General features: G+C 72.3%; 13 protein-coding genes. 8 read left to right on the top strand and 5 right to left on the bottom strand.

Features of this window, described 5'->3' with window-relative positions:
- Window positions 1-96 precede the first annotated feature (96 nt).
- A complete protein-coding gene (gene mfd, locus AB0H21_RS21475; protein ID WP_358519115.1) occupies window positions 97-3,666 on the bottom strand; it encodes a transcription-repair coupling factor in 3,570 nt (1,189 codons plus the stop codon).
- Window positions 3,667-4,051: 385 nt separating this feature from the next.
- Here mfd and AB0H21_RS21470 point away from each other — a divergent pair, with 385 nt between their 5' ends.
- Both AB0H21_RS21470 and cysC read left to right on the top strand, forming a co-directional pair.
- A complete protein-coding gene (locus AB0H21_RS21470) occupies window positions 4,052-4,783 on the top strand; it encodes a class I SAM-dependent methyltransferase (protein WP_358519112.1) in 732 nt (243 codons plus the stop codon).
- Window positions 4,784-4,916: 133 nt separating this feature from the next.
- Window positions 4,917-6,176 (top strand): adenylyl-sulfate kinase, encoded by a 1,260-nt coding sequence (gene cysC / locus AB0H21_RS21465; RefSeq protein ID WP_358519109.1) that lies wholly within the window; start codon window positions 4,917-4,919, stop codon window positions 6,174-6,176.
- 142 nt (window positions 6,177-6,318) lie between these two features.
- Here cysC and AB0H21_RS21460 read toward each other — a convergent pair whose 3' ends face one another.
- Entirely contained in the window at window positions 6,319-7,386 is a 1,068-nt protein-coding gene (locus tag AB0H21_RS21460; RefSeq protein WP_358519808.1) for a glycosyl hydrolase, read from the bottom strand.
- Window positions 7,387-7,710: 324 nt separating this feature from the next.
- Between AB0H21_RS21460 and AB0H21_RS21455 the strand changes: the two genes are divergently transcribed.
- From AB0H21_RS21455 to AB0H21_RS21430, 6 genes are read left to right on the top strand one after another with little or no spacing between them, the layout of a single operon-like run.
- Window positions 7,711-8,970 (top strand): Wzz/FepE/Etk N-terminal domain-containing protein, encoded by a 1,260-nt coding sequence (locus AB0H21_RS21455; RefSeq protein ID WP_358519107.1) that lies wholly within the window; start codon window positions 7,711-7,713, stop codon window positions 8,968-8,970.
- On the top strand, window positions 8,967-10,511 hold the full coding sequence (locus AB0H21_RS21450) for a hypothetical protein (protein ID WP_358519105.1): 1,545 nt from the start codon (window positions 8,967-8,969) through the stop codon (window positions 10,509-10,511). The genes AB0H21_RS21455 and AB0H21_RS21450 overlap by 4 nt, the downstream gene beginning before the upstream one ends.
- The gene (locus AB0H21_RS21445; RefSeq protein ID WP_358519103.1) at window positions 10,508-11,674 is read left to right on the top strand and encodes a hypothetical protein; all 1,167 of its coding nucleotides are present in this window, start codon (window positions 10,508-10,510) and stop codon (window positions 11,672-11,674) included. Before AB0H21_RS21450 ends, AB0H21_RS21445 begins: the two co-directional genes overlap by 4 nt.
- Window positions 11,671-12,528 (top strand): sulfotransferase domain-containing protein, encoded by an 858-nt coding sequence (locus tag AB0H21_RS21440; RefSeq protein ID WP_358519100.1) that lies wholly within the window; start codon window positions 11,671-11,673, stop codon window positions 12,526-12,528. The genes AB0H21_RS21445 and AB0H21_RS21440 overlap by 4 nt, the downstream gene beginning before the upstream one ends.
- A 29-nt stretch (window positions 12,529-12,557) precedes the next feature.
- Window positions 12,558-14,144: a lipopolysaccharide biosynthesis protein gene (locus tag AB0H21_RS21435; RefSeq protein WP_358519097.1), complete on the top strand. Its 1,587-nt coding sequence runs from the start codon at window positions 12,558-12,560 to the stop codon at window positions 14,142-14,144.
- Window positions 14,141-15,277 carry a sulfotransferase gene (locus AB0H21_RS21430; RefSeq protein ID WP_358519095.1) on the top strand — a complete coding sequence of 379 codons (1,137 nt, stop codon included), beginning with the start codon at window positions 14,141-14,143 and terminating at the stop codon, window positions 15,275-15,277. The genes AB0H21_RS21435 and AB0H21_RS21430 overlap by 4 nt, the downstream gene beginning before the upstream one ends.
- Window positions 15,278-15,307: 30 nt before the next feature.
- Here AB0H21_RS21430 and AB0H21_RS21425 read toward each other — a convergent pair whose 3' ends face one another.
- The 3 genes from AB0H21_RS21425 to AB0H21_RS21415 are packed head-to-tail and all read right to left on the bottom strand — an operon-like array spanning window position 15,308 to window position 18,107.
- The gene (locus AB0H21_RS21425; protein WP_358519093.1) at window positions 15,308-16,105 is read right to left on the bottom strand and encodes a WecB/TagA/CpsF family glycosyltransferase; all 798 of its coding nucleotides are present in this window, start codon (window positions 16,103-16,105) and stop codon (window positions 15,308-15,310) included.
- Window positions 16,105-17,148 (bottom strand): glycosyltransferase family 2 protein, encoded by a 1,044-nt coding sequence (locus AB0H21_RS21420; protein WP_358519090.1) that lies wholly within the window; start codon window positions 17,146-17,148, stop codon window positions 16,105-16,107. The genes AB0H21_RS21425 and AB0H21_RS21420 overlap by 1 nt, the downstream gene beginning before the upstream one ends.
- Complete coding sequence (locus AB0H21_RS21415; protein ID WP_358519087.1) at window positions 17,145-18,107, bottom strand: sulfotransferase; 963 nt, start codon at window positions 18,105-18,107, stop codon at window positions 17,145-17,147. The genes AB0H21_RS21420 and AB0H21_RS21415 overlap by 4 nt, the downstream gene beginning before the upstream one ends.
- Between the last annotated feature and the right edge of the window lie 166 nt (window positions 18,108-18,273).

Below are 18,273 nucleotides of genomic sequence, written 5' to 3'. Positions count from 1 at the left end.
CGGTCCCTTCAGCAGACGCGGGGCTACTCTACTCAAACCCGGCGACCGTCTCGTCACGGAGCCACGGCCCTGCCCATCATCCCCCGTCATCACCCGTCATCGCCTGGCCGCGGCTCTCGCGGGCTCCAGGAACATGGCCTCGACCAGGTCGGTGCACCAGGTGAGCAGTTCGAGGTCGCGCAGGGGACGGCCGCCCATCGGCTTGGTCTTCGGCACGGGCACCAGCAGCGTCTCGGCGGCCACCTTGTAGACCGACTTGGGGTAGAGCCGGTCGAGGCGGACCTGCTGCGACTCCTTCAGCCTCACCGGGGCGAACCGGATGTGCTGGCCCTGGAGGGCGACGTCGGTCAGCGAGGCCCGGCGCGCGTGGACGCGGAAGCGGGCGACCTCCAGCAGGTTGTCGACCTCCTGCGGCGGGCGTCCGTACCGGTCGACGAGCTCCTCGCGGACCGCGGCGATGTCGTCGTCGGAGGCGACCGCGGCGAGCCGCTTGTAGGCCTCCAGCCGCAGCCGCTCGGAGGTGACGTAGTCGTGCGGGATGTGCGCGTTGACCGGCAGCTCGACCTTGACGTCGGCGCGCTCCTCGGTGACCTCCTCGCCGGACAGCTTGGCCTTCTGCTCCTGCACGGCCTCGGCCATCATGCGGACGTACAGGTCGAAACCCACCCCGGCGATGTGGCCGGACTGCTCGGCGCCGAGGATGTTGCCGGCGCCGCGGATCTCCAGGTCCTTCATCGCGACGTACATGCCGGCGCCCATCTCGGTGTGCTGGGCGATGGTGGCGAGGCGCTCGTGCGCGGTCTCGGTGAGCGGCGCCTCCGGCGGGTACAGGAAGTACGCGTACCCGCGCTCGCGTCCGCGCCCGACCCGGCCGCGAAGCTGGTGGAGCTGCGAGAGGCCGTAGTTGTCGGCGCGGTCGACGATCAACGTGTTGGCGTTGGGGATGTCCAGGCCGGACTCGACGATCGTGGTGCTGACGAGCACGTCGAACTCGCGCTCCCAGAAGCCCACCATGATCTTCTCGAGCTGCTGCTCGTTCATCTGCCCGTGCGCCACCGCGACCCTGGACTCGGGGACCAGCTCGCGCAGCCGCCCGGCCACCCGGTTGATGGACGACACGCGGTTGTGGACGAAGAACACCTGGCCGTCGCGCATCAGCTCGCGCCGCACGGCCGCCGCGATCTGCTTCTCGTCGTACGGACCGACGAAGGTGAGGATCGGGTGCCGTTCCTCCGGCGGGGTGAGGATGGTGGACATCTCACGGATGCCGGTGAGGCCCATCTCCAGCGTGCGCGGGATCGGGGTCGCCGACATGGCGAGCACGTCGACCTGCGTGCGCATGTGCTTCATGGCCTCTTTGTGCTCGACGCCGAAGCGCTGTTCCTCGTCGATGATGATCAGCCCGAGATGCTTGAACCGGATGTCGGGGTTGAGCAGGCGGTGCGTGCCGATCACGATGTCGACCGCGCCGTCCTTGACCCCTTCCAGCGTCGCCTTGATCTCGCCGTCGGTCTGGAAGCGCGACACCGGCTTGACCACGACGGGGAAGCTCGCGAACCGCTCGCCGAAGGTCGACAGGTGCTGCTGGACGAGCAGCGTGGTCGGCACGAGCACGGCGACCTGCTTACCGTCCTGCACGGCCTTGAACGCGGCCCGCACCGCGATCTCGGTCTTGCCGTAGCCGACGTCGCCGCAGATCAGCCGGTCCATGGGGACGGCGCGCTCCATGTCGCGCTTGACCTCGTCGATGGCCTCGAGCTGGTCGCCGGTCTCGGCGTAGGGGAAGGCGTCCTCCATCTCGCGCTGCCAGGGGGTGTCGGCGGCGAAGGCGTGGCCGGGCGAGGCCATACGGGCGCTGTAGAGGCGGATCAGCTCGCCCGCGATCTCCTTGACGGCCTTGCGCGCCCGGGACTTGGCCTTGGCCCAGTCGGCGCCGCCCATGCGGTTGAGCGTGGGCGACTCGCCGCCGACGTACCGGGTGACCTCGTCGAGCTGGTCGGTCGGGACGTACAGCCGGTCGCCCTTGGCGTACTCGATCACCAGGTACTCGCGCGTGGCGCCCTGCACCGAGCGCTGCACCATCTCGACGTACCGGCCCACGCCGTGCTGGGCGTGCACGACGTGGTCGCCGACCTTGAGCTGGAGCGGGTCGACCATGTTCCTGCGGCGGGACGGCAGGCGGCGCATGTCCTTGGTCGATGCCTTCTGCCCGACCAGGTCCAGGTGGGTGAGGACGGCCACCGAGTCGCCGACGAAGCCGTGCTCGACGCGGCCGGTGGTGACGTGCACGACGTCCCTGCCGGGGGCGGAGTCCAGCGACGGGACCAGCCGGGCGGCGACGTCCACGCCCTTGAGCAGCTCGACGATGCGCTCGGCGGGGCCGTGGCCCTCGCTGAGCAGCACGACGGCGCGCCCCTCCCCGAGCCAGCCCTTGATGTCGGCGAGCGCCCGCTGGGTGTCTCCGCGGTAGGACTCGGCCTCGCGGGCGGACAGTTCGATGACCTCGCTGCCGCCGTACAACTCGTCGCCGGGGCCGGGCGCGGCCGGGTGGGCCTCCTGCCCACCGCCCTGGTCGATGGCGGCGAACGGCGCGAGCGTCCACCAGGGCTGGCCGAGCTCGCGGGCGTGGCGGCGCACTTCGGACAGGTCACGGAAGGCCGCGGCGCCGAGGTCGATCGGGGCCTCACCCCCGGCGGCGGCGTTGATCCACGACGCCTCCAGGAACTCCTGGCTGGTGTGGACGAGCTCGACCGCGCGGCCGCGGATGCGCTCGGGGTCGCAGACGAAGACCGACGCGCGGGCGGGCAGGTGGTCGAGCAGCAGGTCCATGCCGTCGACCAGAACGGGCGCGAACGCCTCCATGCCCTCGACGGGGATGCCCTCGGCGAGCTGGTCGAGGATCTCCTTCAGCGCCGGGTGCTCCTCGCCCAGCTCGCGGGCACGCGCGCGGACCTCGTCGGTGAGCAGCAGTTCGCGGCAGGGCGCGGCGAACAGGCCGCCCTCGGCGACCTCGAGCGAGCGCTGGTCGGCGACCTTGAACCAGCGGATCTCCTCGATCGTGTCGCCCCAGAACTCCAGCCGCAGCGGGTGTTCCTCGGTGGGCGGGAAGACGTCCAGCAGGCCGCCGCGCACCGCGACCTCGCCGCGCTTCTCGACCATGTCGACCCGGTGGTAGCCGTTGGCGACGAGCCGTTCGACGACCCCGTCCAGGTCGGCGTCGTCGCCGGAGCGCAGGCGCACGGGGGTCAGGTCGCCGAGGCCGGTCACCAGCGGCTGGAGCAGGGCGCGGATCGGCGCCACGACCACGCTCAGCGGGCCCGCGGCCGGGTCGCCGGAGACGGGGTGGGCGAGCCTGCGCAGCACGGCCAGGCGCTGGCCCACAGTGTCGCTACGGGGGGACAGCCGCTCGTGGGGCAGCGTCTCCCAGGCGGGGAAGACCGCGATGGCGTCGTCCCCCACCAGGCCGGTCAGGGCGGCGGCAAGGTCTTCGGCCTCGCGCCCGGTGGCCGTGACGGCCAGCACGGGACGCCGCCGGGCCAGCGCGGCCACCGCGAAGGGACGCAGGGCCGGCGGAGCGATCAGGTTGACGTCCTCACCGGAGCGGTCCAGCGCCCCGGCGAGCCGAGGTTCGGCGATGACAAGGTCGAGCAGTCCGGAAAGACTCATCAGAAATGCCCCCACGTGGTCAGGCCCGCCTACTCGTTCGCCCGGGGACGGCGCTCGACTCGAACACCCCACACGGCGACCCACCTCGCGCACCGCGTCGCCACAGACGGCACCCATGACGACCCACCTGGTGCCCTGTGCACTATACGACGACGCGCGCGACCCCGGTTCGTCGAGTCGCCGGGGTCAACCTCAAGGCTACTTCCCCCGGGCGCCGTCATGCCGGGAACCACCCGTCCGTCCGATAAAGGTGATCTGCGACTAACCGTCCGGGGCGGTCCGGACGGTTACGGCCCCGGACGCGGCGGGCCTCCTCTGGCCCGGGGTGGCCGCTTCGTAAAGTAAATCCACTACAGAAAGGGTTTCAATGACTACCCTGAGTGACATGTCAGAGGTTCGATGGTGGCCCGCCACCCAAGGGGACGTGTTCAGCCTCCGGATCCGCGAGCTGAGAACGGAACAGCTCGGCCGGCGCCTGGACATCCTGGTCGCCGGGTGCGGCCGGGGCGGCGGCATCGATCTGGAGCGCATCGAGACCCGCGTCACCGGCATCGACGAAAACCTGCCCGTGCTGCGCGCCTCGACGGAGCGCCGCTCCGACCTGGACGCGCGGTTCCTCGGCGACCTGCGCGCCGCGCCCCTGCTGCCCCGCACGTTCGACGTCGTCCACGCCGCCTTCCTGCTGGAACGGGTGCGGCACACCGAGCTCGTGCTCGACCGCATGGTCAACGCGCTGCGCCCCGGCGGCCTGCTGCTGATCAGAATGCGCGACCGCGCCTCGGCGTACGGCTTCTGCGACCGCGCCCTGCCCTCCTGGTTCCGCAGGCTGCTGTGGCCGAGGTTCGCCCCGGCGGGCGCGGTCGGCCCGCTGCCGGCGATCTACGAGCAGGTCGCCTCCCGCGAGGGCATCCACTCCTACTGCCTGATGCGCGGGCTCATGATCGCCGAGGACTATTCCGGGACGTCGGGGCCCGCGCTGCGCGGCCCGCACGCCAGGCTGGCCCGCGCGGCGTGCAAGCTGGTCGCCCGCCTCTCCGGCGACCGGCTGCCCGCCACGCGAGACGAGATCACGCTGGTGATCCGCAAACCGCAGAACCACTTCGCCCGCCTGATCTGAGCCGCCCGTCCGAGCCTCCCTGATCTGAGCGGCCCTGATCTGAGCGGCCCGGCGCCCCTTGGACGCGCCGGCGGCGACCGCGCCATGCCTTCCGTGGCCGTGGCGGACGTGGCGCGCCAATATCCTGAGCCCTGTGGCAAACGCGGAGCAGACGACGGCCGGCGCCGAACCGGTCCTGGAGTGGGTGCCCGACGCCCACGAGCTCGCCGACCTGGAGTTGCTGCTGTCCGGGGCCTTCGCCCCGCTGACCGGCTTCCTCGGCTCGGCCGACCTCGCGTCGGTCGTCGAGAACGGGCGGCTCACCGACGGCGCGCCCTGGCCCGACGCGGTCACGCTCACCGTGCCGTCCGATCATCCGGTCTCGGCCGGCCAGGAACTCACGCTGCGCGACCCCGAGGGCGCCGCCGTCGCCGTGGTGAAGGTGACCGAGCGCACCGCCGACGGCCTGGTGGCGGGCCCCGTCACCTCGCTGGGCGCGCCCGAGCACGGCCCCTTCGCCCGCCTGCGCCGCTCCCCCGCCGAGGTCCGCGCCGAGCTGGGCGAGCGTCCCGTGCTGGCCGTGACGATGCGCGGCCCGCTGGACAGCCTGGACGAGATCACCGCGACCGCCCGCGAGCTGGACGCGACGATCCTGCTGCTGCCGCTGGCCTTCGGCGAGGGCGGCCCGGCCGTGGTGCGCGCGGCGCTCAAGGCCCGCGACGCCCTGCCGAAGGGCACCGCCGTCGCCGTCGTCCCCCTCGCGCCACGCGAGCCCGAGATCGACCTGGAGCTGCGCGAGCACGTCTCCGCCGCGTTCGGGGCCCACGAGCACATGGCCGGCCCCGAGCCCGTCACGCTGCCCGGTCCGCCGCACCGGCGCGGCGTCGTGGTCTTCTTCACCGGCCTGTCGGGGTCGGGCAAGTCGACGATCGCCCGGGGCCTGCACGACGCCCTGCTCGAACGCGGCGGTCGTACGGTCACCTACCTGGACGGCGACGTCGTGCGGCGGCTGCTGTCGGCGGGGCTGACGTTCTCCAAACAGGACCGCGACCTCAACATCCGCAGGATCGGCTTCGTCGCCGCCGAGGTCGCCCGGCACGGCGGGCTGGCCATCTGCGCGCCGATCGCCCCGTACGCGGCGACCCGCGACGAGGTGCGGCACATGGTGGAGGCGGTCGGCGGCGACTTCATCCTGGTCCACGTCTCCACGCCGCTCGCCGAGTGCGAGCGACGCGACCGCAAGGGGCTGTACGCCAAGGCGCGGGCGGGGGTGATCCCGGCGTTCACCGGCATCTCGGACCCCTACGAGGAGCCCGACGACGCCGACCTGACGCTGGACACCACCGGCATGTCCGTCGACCGCGCCGTGGACTCGGTGCTGGGCCTGCTCACCTCCGGCGGCTGGGTGCGCTGACCTCGCAGTGCCTATGGCCGAGCCTCCGGCTCGGCGGGTTCCGGGCGCCCCTTTTGGCGGCGTTCTTCCTCCCTCACGCGCGAGGGATCGTTCCTCACCCTCGCGCGTGAGGACTCCAGAACACCGCCGCGCCCCGAACAGGTCAGTGGTCCGGGACGGGAGTCGAGCTGAAGTAGGGGGCGCGGGCCAGTTCGGCGAAGGCGCGCCCGGCGGCGACGGTGGAGTCGAAGCGGGTGTCGCCGCGCGGCGCGATCGGTGAGTCGAAGTAGACCAGTGCCTTGATCTGCGGGTATCCCCGGATCTGCCGGCGGACCGAGTTGAAGAACGACACCTTGAACCCCGGGTCGCCATGCCGCTCGAACGCGCCCCACTCGGCCATCATGATCGGCTTGCCGGGGAACCGCTGCTGCGTCCAGCGGTAGAAGCCGGGCCAGTCGGCGTGGTCGTCCCGCCTCTTGTCCACGAGGTTGGCGAAGTCGTTCACGCGGTGGTCGGCGTAGGGGTCGAGGCCGATCCAGTCGACCACGTCGTCGCCGGGGTAGAGCCGTTCGAACCACGGCTTGGCGGCCCAGTTGGGCGCGCCCATGTACGTCATGACCGTGACGGCGTTGCGCACGCCCTGGTCGCGCAGGCGCAGCACGACGTGGCGGTACATCGCGGCGTAGTCCTCGGCGGTCATGCCCGACCCGGGCTGCTCGCGTACGTCGTTCTCCGGCTCGTGGTGGATGGTCAGGAAGAAACGGCGGGGAAGCCTGTGCCGGATCGTCGCGGCGATGCGGTCGATGCGGTCGTCGATCGCCCCGGAGGCGATCTCGGCCCAGGTGCGGCGCACGGAGGGCTTCCAGTTGATCAGCAGCAGCCGTTTCCTGGCGATGCGCAGTTCCTGGGGGGTGGGGAACGGGTCCCAGCCCCGGTGGTACACGTGGACGATGTCGGCCCGGCGTCCCATGCGCTGCTCGGCGGCGGCGATGGCCTCGGTGGGCGGACTGCCGCCGAAGACGTCGGGCGCGACGCCCCACCACGCGCCGCAGCTCGGGATCAGCTTGGCCGTGGCCACGCAGCCGGGGGCGCCGGTCGGGACGGGCATCTCGGTGCCGGGCGCACGGTCACTCGCGACGGTCCGCTCCGATGGTTTCACCGACGCCACGGCGTAGACGATCAAGCCGCATCCGGCGGCGAGCCCGATGCCGAAAAACCATATTCCCGCCACTCTACGCAAGACGACCAAACCTCCCTTTAATCGTTTCCCCAGAAGGCTGGTATTCACCTTCCCACTAAAGGCGACCGATCGGCCGGAAACTCGCCCCCTCTCCTCTGAGCTGCGGCATCGCCTGGAGCGACATATCCGCATATTGGAGTCGCACGCCGGGCCGTCGTCCACGAAAACACTCGTATGCGATCGAGAAATCTTGGGTTGTGCCTATAGTTCTCTGGATCCGTTCCCGGCCTGGCGGCGCTTTTCCATGGCCGCCGAAACGCCGCGAAAACCCCCGATACGTATGAACGACCCCGCACCGAGAGGTCTGCCGCTTCCATGAGCCACCCGGCGTCCTCAGTCCACGGCGTCCCAGGCCCGGCGCCCGACCGCGAGCTCGCCGACTTCTGGGCGATGCTGCTGCGCCGGCGCGTCACACTCGCCGGGTTCCTGCTCGCCGGCCTGTGCCTCGGCGGCATCGCGCTCGCCCTGTCCCCCGCGTCCTACACCGCCACCGCCGAGATCCTCGTCTCCCCGACCGGCGTGCAGGACCAGACCAACCAGACCACCCAGCGCCAGCGCGAGCCGCTCAACCTCGACACCGAGGCCCAGATCGCCCGGTCCGCCGTCGTCGCCGCGCGGGCCGCGCGCACGCTCAAGGCCGGCGACCCCGAGGCGCTCCGCGAGCGCGTCACCGTCACCGTCCCGCCCAACTCGGCGGTGCTGGCGGTGTCGTACACCGCCGGGGACCCGGTCACCGCCGCCGCCGGGGCGCAGGCGTTCGCCAAGGGGTACCTCGCCAACCGGGAGTCGGCGGCCAAGCACACCATCGACGCCCAGCTCAAGGCCCTGTCCGGCAAACTCCGCCAGGTCGACTCCGCGCTCGCGGCCACCGTCGCCGGGCTGCCCCGCACGACGCCCGGCTCGGCCGCGCGCACCATCGCCGCCCAGCGGCAGAACGTCCTGAGCAGGCAGGTCTATGCGCTCACCCTCAAGTACGACGCGCTCAAGACCGTCGCCGTCACGCCCGGCAGCGTCATCAGCGACGCCCGCCCGCCCGCGTCCCCCACCCAGCCCCGCCCGCCGCTCTACCTCGGCAGCGGGCTGTTCCTCGGGCTGCTCGCCGGCACCGGGGCGGCCATGCTCCGCGACCGCCTCGACACCCGGCTCAGGACGGCCGCCGACATCGAACGGCTCACCGGCCTGCCCGTACTCGCCAAGGCCGGGAACGCCCGCGAGCTGCGCGAACTAGCTGTGGCCGTCGCCCGGCACCTGCGCGACGGCGGCGAACTGCTCGTGCGCGGCGCGACCCCCGGCGTGGACCCCGAGCCCATCGCCGACGATCTGCGCCTGGCGCTCACCGGCCTCGCCCCCATCTGGGTGCGCACCGACCAGGCGGCCCGCGCGGACGCCGCCCTGCTGGTCGTCGAGAGCCGCGCGGCGCGCTCCAAGCAGCTCGCGCAGGCCGTCCGCCAGTTACGACGCACCGAGGTCTCGCCGCTCGGGGTGATCCTGCTGTCGGCCACCGCCACGCCCGGCGGCACCCGTCCGGGGCTCGGCCGCCGCAACCCGCCCGATTCCACCGTCCGGGCCTCGTGACCCCTCGCTGGGGCCTCATCCGGCTGCCCGCGCCCGCCGCCTGGCCCATCGCCGCGTTCCTCGTCGGCTACCCGGTCTGGTGGGCGCTCGGGTTCGGCGGGCTGTCGATCATCGTCGTCGCCTGCCCGATGGCGGTCGTCCTCTGGCGGCGCCGCCCGATCACGGTCCCGAAGGGCATGGGGCTGTGGATGCTGATCATCGCCGGGTACCTGGTGAGCGCCCTCATGCTCGGCGAGACGCCCCCCGGCACGTACGGCGAGTTCGGCACCGGCCGCGTCCTCGGGTACGCCATGCGGCTCACCCTGTACCTCGCGCTGGTCGTCATGGTGCTCTACCTCGGCAACCTCACCGAACGCGAACTGCCGCAGCGGGCACTGGTGGGCATGCTCGGCGTGCTGTTCCTCACCACCGTCGCGGGCGGGCTGCTCGGCGTCCTCGCGCCGCGCTTCGAGTTCACCTCGCCTGTCGAGTCGATCCTGCCGTCCTGGATCAGCGGCAACTCCTACGTGCGCAACCTGATCCATCCGACGGCGGCGCAGATCCAGCACGTCCTCGGGCACGCGGCGCCGCGTCCCGAGGCCCCCTTCGAGTGGGCCAACGCCTGGGGCGGCAACCTGTCGGTGCTGCTCATCTGGTTCGTGGTCGGCTGGTGGACATGGGGCGGGCCCGCGCGGCGGGCGGTGTGCGTCGCGGTCGTCGCGGTCTCGGCGATCCCCATCGTGTACTCGCTCAACCGGGGGCTGTGGGCCGGGCTCGCCCTCTCGGCGGCGTACGTGGTCGTGCGCGTGCGCCCGCGCCGGGGCTTCCTCGTCGGTGCGGGCCTTGCGTGCGGGGCGCTCGTCCTCGCCGCCGGGCCGCTGACCGACATCGTGTCCCAGCGCCTGGACAAACCACACAGCAACCGCATCCGCGCCTTCACCGTCACGGCCACCATGGAAGCCGCCACCCACTCGCCGTTCATCGGGTTCGGCAACACCCGCAACGCGTACGGCAGCTACCAGACCATCACCACCGGCAAGACCGACTGGTGCGCCGAGTGCGGGCACCCGCCGCTCGGCAGCGACGGGCAACTGTGGCTGCTGCTGATCACGCAGGGCTTCACGGGGGCGGCGCTGTACATCGGGTTCTTCGTGGGCGCCATCCGCCGCTTCCGCCACGACCGCACACCGATCGGGCAGGCGGGGACGCTCGTGATGATCCTCGTACTGCTCTACATGTTCATCTACGACGGACTGGTCACGGCCCTCGGCCTGTACTTGATCTCCTACGCCCTCCTCTGGCGCAACGCCCACCCCCCACCCCCGGCCGCCGCCTACGACGACGCCAGACCAGCCCCCGGGGACGGCACCCTGATCCCTGGAAACACCGGACCAGCCCGCGGGGACGGCACACCGCTCTCGGGGAACGGCAGACCGATCCCCGACGACGGCACGCCGCTCTCTGCGGGCGCCACACCGGTCTCCGAGGACGGCACGCCGGCGACGGTGCCGATGACCGGCCGGTCGACCCTCCCCATGCAGGCCCCGGCGGTGAACCCATGAGAGACCGCCATGCCCGCCTCCGCTACCTCGACGAGGTGATCACCCTGCTCTACCCGCCCGTGAACACCGCCCCCCGGGACCCCGGCCCGAACGGCGACACCGGCACCCCGGACAGGCCCCGCGCATCCGGCGGCACCGGCTCGACGTGCGGCGGCGCCGCTGCGACCGCTGAGACCGTGTACGCGCTGACGCCGAGCCGGTTCCTGCCGCGGCGCCTCGTCCCACGGTCGCGGTGGCTGCCCGGACGCCGCCGCCTGCCCGGCGGTCCCGGCACGATCGAGGGCCATCTGAGCGAAGTCTTCGGGCAACGCGTCGGGCTCGTCCTGCACGTGCGGCCGGCTCGGCGCGCGAACCGCAAGCCCGTCCTGGAGGTCCACGCGTCCACGGGCGAGTGCCTCGCCTTCGTCAAGATCGGCGACACGGACCCCACCCGCGCCCTCGTCCGCCACGAGGCCATGACCCTCGCCCTGCTCGCGGCCACCCCGCTGAAGACGGTGGTCGCCCCCACGCTCCTCCACCACGACACCTGGAACGGCCTGGAGGTCCTGGCCGTCTCACCCCTCCCGATCCGCCGCCTCCGCCGCGTCCCCAGCCCTCTCCTCACCCAGGCCGTCCTGGAAATCGCCACCCTGGGCCTCCACGCCCCTCACGACACGGCACCCCTCCCCCCAGGAGGCTCCGGCACAGCGACCACCCGCCCGGAACCTCACAACACGGCGACCGCCCGACCCGAGCCCTTCGCGATGACGCCCACCCGACCCGAACCCCTCGGCACGACGATCACCCGAGCGAATCTGATCGGTGGTCACTGCTGGCACGGGGACTTCTCGCCCTGGAACATCGCTCCCTCCCCCGACGGGCGGCTGCTCGTGTGGGACTGGGAGCGGTTCGGCAGCGGGGTGCCGCTGGGGTTCGACGCGGTCCACCACTTCTTCCAGCGCGCGCTACGACGCGTGCCCCCCGATGTCGCCGCCGCCGCATGCCTCGCCCAGGCCCTGCCCACGCTCGCGCCGTACGGCCTGTCAGCGGCCCAGGCCCGCGAGACGGCCGTCCGCTACCTGATCACCCTGGCCGACCGTCACGAGCGGGATGGCCACCACCCCCTCGGCCCGCCGTCACGGTGGCTGTCCCCCCTCGTCGACCTGCAGGAGGTCCTGACATGAACCCCACCGTCAAACGCTCCGCGCACGCCGTGTCCCACACCGCCGGGCGGCTCACCGTGGGCGGCCGCCTGCTGCCCTGCTTCCTGATCGTCGGAGCGCAGCGCTGCGGCACGACCTCCCTGTACCGGGCGCTGGCCCAGCACCCGCTCGTCCTCAAACCCGTGCTGCGCAAGGGTGTCCACTACTTCGACATCGCATACGAGAAGGGGCTTTCCTGGTACCGCGCGCATTTCCCCCTCAAAACCACCGCCTACCGGCTGGAGCGCAGGTACGGCACGCGACCGCTCGCCTTCGAGTCGTCTCCCTACTACCTGTTCCATCCGCTGTCCCCGTACCGCATGGCGCGTGACCTGCCCGGGGCGAAGATGATCGTGCTGGTCCGCGACCCGGTCGAACGGGCGTACTCGGCCCACGCCCACGAGCTCGCGCGCGGATTCGAGACGGAGCCGTCGTTCGAGCGCGCCGTCGAGCTGGAGCCGGCGCGGCTGGAAGGGGAGATCGAGCGGCTGTGCGCGGAACCGTACGCGCGGAGCACCGCCCACCGCCACCACGCGTACGTCACCCGAGGGCAGTACGCCGAACAACTCGCGCGGCTGGAGTCCGTGGTCGGCCGCCGCCGCATCCTCGTGATCGACAGCGGACGCTTCTTCACCACGCCTGAGCCGGTGTACGACCAGGTCCTGGAGTTTCTAGGGCTCCCCCGCCTCGGCGACCCCGTCTTCGAACGCCACAACGCCCGCCCGCGCCCCACCACAATGCCCGACTCACTGAGAAAGAGCCTGTCCGACCACTTCCTCCCGTGGGACCACAAACTCCGCGACTGGCTAGGAGACACCCCCACATGGCGCCGCTAATACAGCGCCCACCCACAAAGGACGGCGGTGTGGGCGCGCTGGCGAAGGGAGGTCTCGCCGGGCTGGCCGGAGCGGTGGTCAGCGCCGGGTCGCAGATGCTGCTCGTGGTCGTGCTCGCCCGAGGACTGGACGCCGCGTCGGCGGGCGTGATGTTCACGACCACCTCGCTGTGCCTGATGGTCGCGGGGATCCTGCGCCTGGACGCCGGGAACGGCTTGATCTACTTCATCGCCCGGACGCGAGGGGAGCGCTATCGCGATATTTCCCGATTCCTCCGGCCAGCCCTGACCCCGGTGGTCGTCCTCTCTCTCGTCGCGGCCGTTCTCGTGTATCTCGGCGCGGGCACAGTCGCCGGGCTTGTCGCGCTCACCGGCCCGTCCCCGGAGACGGTCGCGACGATCCTGCGCACGCTCGCTCTCGCGCTCCCGGTCATCGTCTGCGCCGACGTGCTGGTGTCCGCCACGCGCGGCTTCGGCACGATGCGGCCGACGACGCTGCTCAGCGGAATCCTGCAACCAGCAGCGCAGCTGGTCCTCGTCGGGGCAGTCGTCATGACCGGCGCGGCGGCCGGACGGGCGTGGGCGCTCCCGGCCGCCTGGTCCGCCCCCGCCTTCCTGGTCCTGCTCCTCGCCGCCCTCTGGCTAGGCCACCGGGCACCGTACACCTCTAGGACCACGGCCAAGCACCGAAAAGGATCGACGCCCGATCTCCAAGCCGGCACGACCAGCCCCCGGGTCGACGCCGTTCCTCTCCGCAGCACCATGCCTCCTACCAAGGGCCGCGGCACCCTCCACCTCAACACCGCACCCCCCTCCGAGGACGGCGCCGGCCGGGCCCGCGGTGCCACGTCCGAGTTCTGGCGCTACACAGGTCCGCGCGCGTTCGGCGGGGCCGTGCAGGCCGTGTTCCAGCGGCTCGACGTCGTCGTCGTGGCCCTGCTCGCCGGCCCGGCCGAGGCCGCCGTCTACACCGCCGCGACCCGCTTCAAAGTGGTCGGCCAGCTCGTCAACCAGGGCCTCGCCCAGGCGGCCCAGCCTCGCCTGATCCGTGCCATGGCGGACGGCGACCTGTCCGTGGCGCGCAGGTTGTACCAGACGGCCACGATCTGGCTGGTCGTGCTCACATGGCCGGTCTGGCTGGGATACGCCCTGCTCGCGCCGTGGCTGCTCGGACTGTTCGGTGACGGGTACGGCGGCGGCGCGGGGGTGGCGGTCGTCCTGGGCGTGACGATGATGGTGGCGACGGCCTGCGGCATGGTGGACGTCGTCCTGACAGCCGCCGGGCACACCGCCTCCAGCATGGCCAACATGCTCACCGCGATCATGGTGACCATCACCCTGGACGTCGTCCTCGTCCCGTCGCACGGAGCGCTCGGCGCCGCACTCGGCTGGTCGGCCGGGGTGCTCGCCAAGAACCTCCTCCCGCTGTTCCAGATCTCCCGCACGTACGGTTTGCGCCCTTTCGGCCCTCACAGCCTGCCGTCGCTCCGCCTGTGGCGCAGCGGGCCGCCAGGCCGTGCTCCCCAGAACACCACGGGAGCACGGCACCTACGGCTCGTCCACAGCACCTCGACTCCCCCCAGCTCCATCCCACAAGAAGCCGAGACGACCTCATGAGCGACGCCCCCGCGTACCGGACGAGCACCACCGCCGGCCAGGCGAGCACAAGGCACCCGGATCCCACCGACCGGACGCGTCCACGGCACTCGGCCCCTGCCGACCAGGCGCCCATTCTCGTGACCGGGCTGCCAAGAAGCGGGACAAGCTGGGCCGGGAAGATGCTCGCGGCCGGCGGCGAGGCGGTGTACGTCAACGAGCCGCTCAACCCGCAGCGCCCCCCAGGTCGCTCCCCGGGTGTGCTGAACGCCGACGTCCGCCACAGGTTCCAGTACATCTGCCCCGACGACGAGCACCCGTGGCTGCGCGCGTTCACCGACACCGTGGCCCTGCGCTACCGGTACGCCGCCGAACTGCGCCGCAACCACCGTCCCCGCGACCTGGCGCGCCTGGCGAAGAACGCCTCCGCCTTCGCCCTCGGCCGGATACGGGGCCGCCGCGCACTGCTGGACGACCCCTTCGCCCTGTTCTCGGCGGGATGGTTCGCCGAACGGCTCGGCTGCCGCGTCGTCCTGATGATCCGCGACCCGGTGTCCCTCGTGGCGAGCTGGCAGCGCCTCGGCTGGCGCGTCGACCTGGGCGAGCTGCTACGCCAGCCGCTACTGGTCCGCGACCACCCGTACGTACGGGCGCTGCGCCCCCTGGCCGGCTCCGACGACGCCCTCGCCACGACCTGCGCACTGTGGAGCGCCGCCCGCGCCACCGTCGAAACCCTCGCCGAACGCCACCCCGGCGTCCGGCTGGTCTCATACGAAGACCTCGTCACCGACCCGGTGGCCCGCTACCGCGACCTGTACGCCTGGTGCGGCCTGACCTGGTCGTCCCGAGCGGAAAGGACGATCGGCCGATCATCCGCGCCCACAGCGCGACGGACGCCCAGAGGTGTGCCCGCGCCCGCGAGTGCCATCCCAAAGAGCCCGCCGGACCACGGCCCGGACCACGCGCGGACCCGCGATCGCGCCGTCGCTCGGGCGTTCACGTGGACCGGCCTGTCGCGCACCGCGTACCGTCCCATGGACCCGGCCGAGGCCCTCGTCGGCCACCGCGACCGGCTCACCCCCGACCAGATCGCCCAGATCGTCGAACTCACCACGCGCTGGCGTGACGAGGAGCCCGACGCCATGGCACGGTGAGCACCCCGGCGAACCTACGCCACCACAGTGCTACGAACCGAGCCACCGCCGTAGAAGCCTCTTCACCAGACATATCGCGAGCAGCCGTAACGCGAACGGAAGATCGTCCACGAGGTACCGGCGTGCGAGGCGGCCCGGCTCGGCGGACAGGCGGTACAGCCACTCCAGCCCCGCGCGCCGCATCCACAGCGGCGCCCGCCGCACCACGCCCGCCGCGAACGAGATCGCGCCACCACAGCCGACGAACCAGGCCCCTGGCAGTTCGGCCCGCAGCAGCCCGATCAGCCGGTCCTGCTTGGGAAAGCCGAGACCCACGAACACCACGTCCGGGTCGGCGTCGAGGAGCGCCTGCCGCACCGCCGCGAGCCCTTCGGCTGACTTCTCGAACCCGTACGGCGGGGCGGCGCCACCCGCGACGCGCAGGCCCGGGTAACGGGCGCTCAGCGCCTCGGCCGCCTTGCACGGGATTCCCGGCGGCCCGCCCAGCAGGTAGATCGACAACCCGTTGGCCGCGGCGGCCTCCGACAGCGACCAGATCAAATCGGCGCCGGTGACGCGCGCGGGAACGGGCGTCCCCAGCAGCCTGGACGCCCAGACCAGCGGCATGCCGTCGGGGACGGCGAGGTCGGCGCCCGCCACGATGGCCCGTACCTCGGGGTCTCGGGCGCAGGCGCGGCAGATGTCGATGTTGGGGGTGACCACATGGCCGCCCTGCCCCCGTCCCACAGCCGCGACGACGTGACGCACCACCGCGTCCTCGGTGAGCGCGTCCACCACGAGGCCCGCGATCACCACGCGGGACCGCCCGATCAAAGCCTGAGAAGTCATCAGATTCCGTGCCCCCAGGTGTGCAGCGCGCTCAGCACGGAACGCGCGGGGACCAGGCCGACCGCCACCGCCAGCGCGATCGGCGCGCGCGGCTCGCCCCAGCGGGCGGCGAACGCGCGCAGGGCCCACCGCCCGGCCTCGCGGCGGCGTCCGAGCGCCGCGTTGCAGAAGGCGAGCTGGCCGTAGACCCGCGCGGCGCCGCGGCGGTCGGCGGCGAGGCCGCGGTGGCGGGCGAGCATCCATTCGAGCCCGGCGATGCGGTCGGCCCAGCGGCTGACGTACGCGGACCCGCCCCAGCGGACGCGGACGAGCGGCCGGTCGACGTACACGATCGGATGGCGCGCGGCGGCGCGCAACGCGAGGTCCCAGTCTTCGTTCTGCCCGCCGGGCGCGCTCTCGTCCGGCCAGATCGAGCCGCGCCTGAACACGAACGTCGAGGAGTGGACCATCATCATGCGGGAGCGGGTGAGGTGCCGGACGGTGACGCGCCCGGTGCCGGCGAGACGGACGGCGCGGCGGGCACCGTACTCGACCTCGATGGCGCAGGCGGCGAACTCGGCCTCCGGATCGGCCGCGAGGGCGTCGAGCTGGGCGCTCAGCTTGCCCGGTAGCCACACGTCGTCGTCGTCGCAGAAGGCGACCATCGGCGTGCGGAGGGCGGCGATGCCGGTGTTGCGCGCGCCAGGCAGGCCGGGGGTGAGCCGGTTCGCCAGGACGCGCACCCGGCCGGGCCACCGCGCGGCGACCTCCGCCACCTGCACCGCCACCTGCGCCGTAACCGCCGCGACGTCACCACCGTCGACCACCACGACCGCGTCCACGCCGCCACGGCAATCCTGCGCGAGCGCCGCCCGCAACGCGGCCCGAAGCTGCTGAGGCCGGTCTCCCCGGGTCGGCACCACCACACCGACGACCGGAGTCACCCCGTGACCGTCCGGGGACGGCGGCGTGCCACGTCGGCCGACGCACCCGGCATCGCGGTCTTCACCCAGGGCAACGGCCACGGGATCCTTCCCGGACGTCGGCACCGTGAACCCGCTCATCGGCACTCCTGCGCGGCGACGCCGGCCGTGAGCCACGGAGCGCAGGCGCCCTCGGGCGTGCGGCGGTCGCGCGGGCGGTAGCCGTACTGGAGCATCAACGGCCAGGTCAGCGCGGTGACGAGCCAGCGGTGCAGGCGGGGCTGGCGGTCGCACCAGTTGTCGTCCCGGGACAGCTCCAGCGGCCCGGCCGCGAAGCGCATGGGGTTGCCCGCGCACGTGTGGGCGACCGACAGCTCGGCCACCCCCGGCCTAAGGAAGGTCAGCTCCACGCCGCCGAGCCCCAGCCGGGCCAGCAACGCCTGCATCACGGCGGGCGGGTCGGCCAGCAGGTCCTCGTACCTGACCCGGATGACGGTGCCGCCGCGCCGGGCCAGCAGCTCGAACGCGAGGTTCTGCACCAACCAGTGGACGGCCGTCCACAGGGGCGGCCACCGCGTCATCGGCCTGCCGTCCTCGGGCCGGGTGATCTGCTTACGCCACGAGTACGCCACCGCGCGCGGGTCACGCACCACGTGGACCACGCTCATATCGACCACTGGGGACGTACGCAGGCAGAACGCGAGAGAGGCGTGCTTACTGGAGTCGACGACCACACGACCGCCCGCGACCTGCGCCGCCGCCTCGTACACCCGCGAGTACGCCCGCGTGTAACCGCTGAGCCCGACCCGGCACCGGCGGGCCGCGAGGGCCGGGATGTGCCGGGTGCGGTCGACGCGCCGCCTCAACGTCAGAACGCGATCGGCCAGGCCCGTCGACCAGCCGCCGAACGCGCGGATGCCCACCCTGCGCCAAAAGGGACACGACGTGAAGGGCTCCCCGCAGCCGCACGGCTCCTTGCCGATGACGCCGCGTTCCCAGAGATGGACCACCTCCCCGAGCGGCGCCACCCCCTGCACCTCTCCCAGCAGCCGCTCCAGCAATGTGGTGCCACTGCGCCCCAGCCCGCCTATGAAGACCACGCGAACACCCACCGGCCCGGACCCCCAACGGAACACCAACACGGAACGTATCGACGCTAGCGCGGAGAGTAATCGCCAGGTGTGAAAACAGTAAAGGATCTACACGCCGAACGGGCACGGTGCCCGCACCGGACTCGGGAGGCGAACTCACCGTGCGGCATCAGCA

The organism is Sphaerisporangium sp. NPDC051011, assembly GCF_040653595.1.
Lineage (GTDB): Bacteria > Actinomycetota > Actinomycetes > Streptosporangiales > Streptosporangiaceae > Sphaerisporangium.
The sequence above is the reverse complement of the archived record's forward strand: the minus strand, read 5'-3'. Positions and strand labels throughout refer to the sequence as shown.

Bases quoted from the DNA above. Each gene is read 5' to 3' on its own strand.
- AB0H21_RS21420 (WP_358519090.1), bottom strand. From the start codon at position 17,148: ATGAGCGGGTTCACGGTGCCGACGTCCGGGAAGGATCCCGTGGCCGTT.
- AB0H21_RS21455 (WP_358519107.1), top strand. From the start codon at position 7,711: ATGAGCCACCCGGCGTCCTCAGTCCACGGCGTCCCAGGCCCGGCGCCC.
- AB0H21_RS21430 (WP_358519095.1), top strand. From the start codon at position 14,141: ATGAGCGACGCCCCCGCGTACCGGACGAGCACCACCGCCGGCCAGGCG.
- mfd (WP_358519115.1), bottom strand. From the start codon at position 3,666: ATGAGTCTTTCCGGACTGCTCGACCTTGTCATCGCCGAACCTCGGCTC.
- AB0H21_RS21425 (WP_358519093.1), bottom strand. From the start codon at position 16,105: ATGACTTCTCAGGCTTTGATCGGGCGGTCCCGCGTGGTGATCGCGGGC.
- AB0H21_RS21440 (WP_358519100.1), top strand. From the start codon at position 11,671: ATGAACCCCACCGTCAAACGCTCCGCGCACGCCGTGTCCCACACCGCC.
- AB0H21_RS21470 (WP_358519112.1), top strand. From the start codon at position 4,052: ATGTCAGAGGTTCGATGGTGGCCCGCCACCCAAGGGGACGTGTTCAGC.
- AB0H21_RS21445 (WP_358519103.1), top strand. From the start codon at position 10,508: ATGAGAGACCGCCATGCCCGCCTCCGCTACCTCGACGAGGTGATCACC.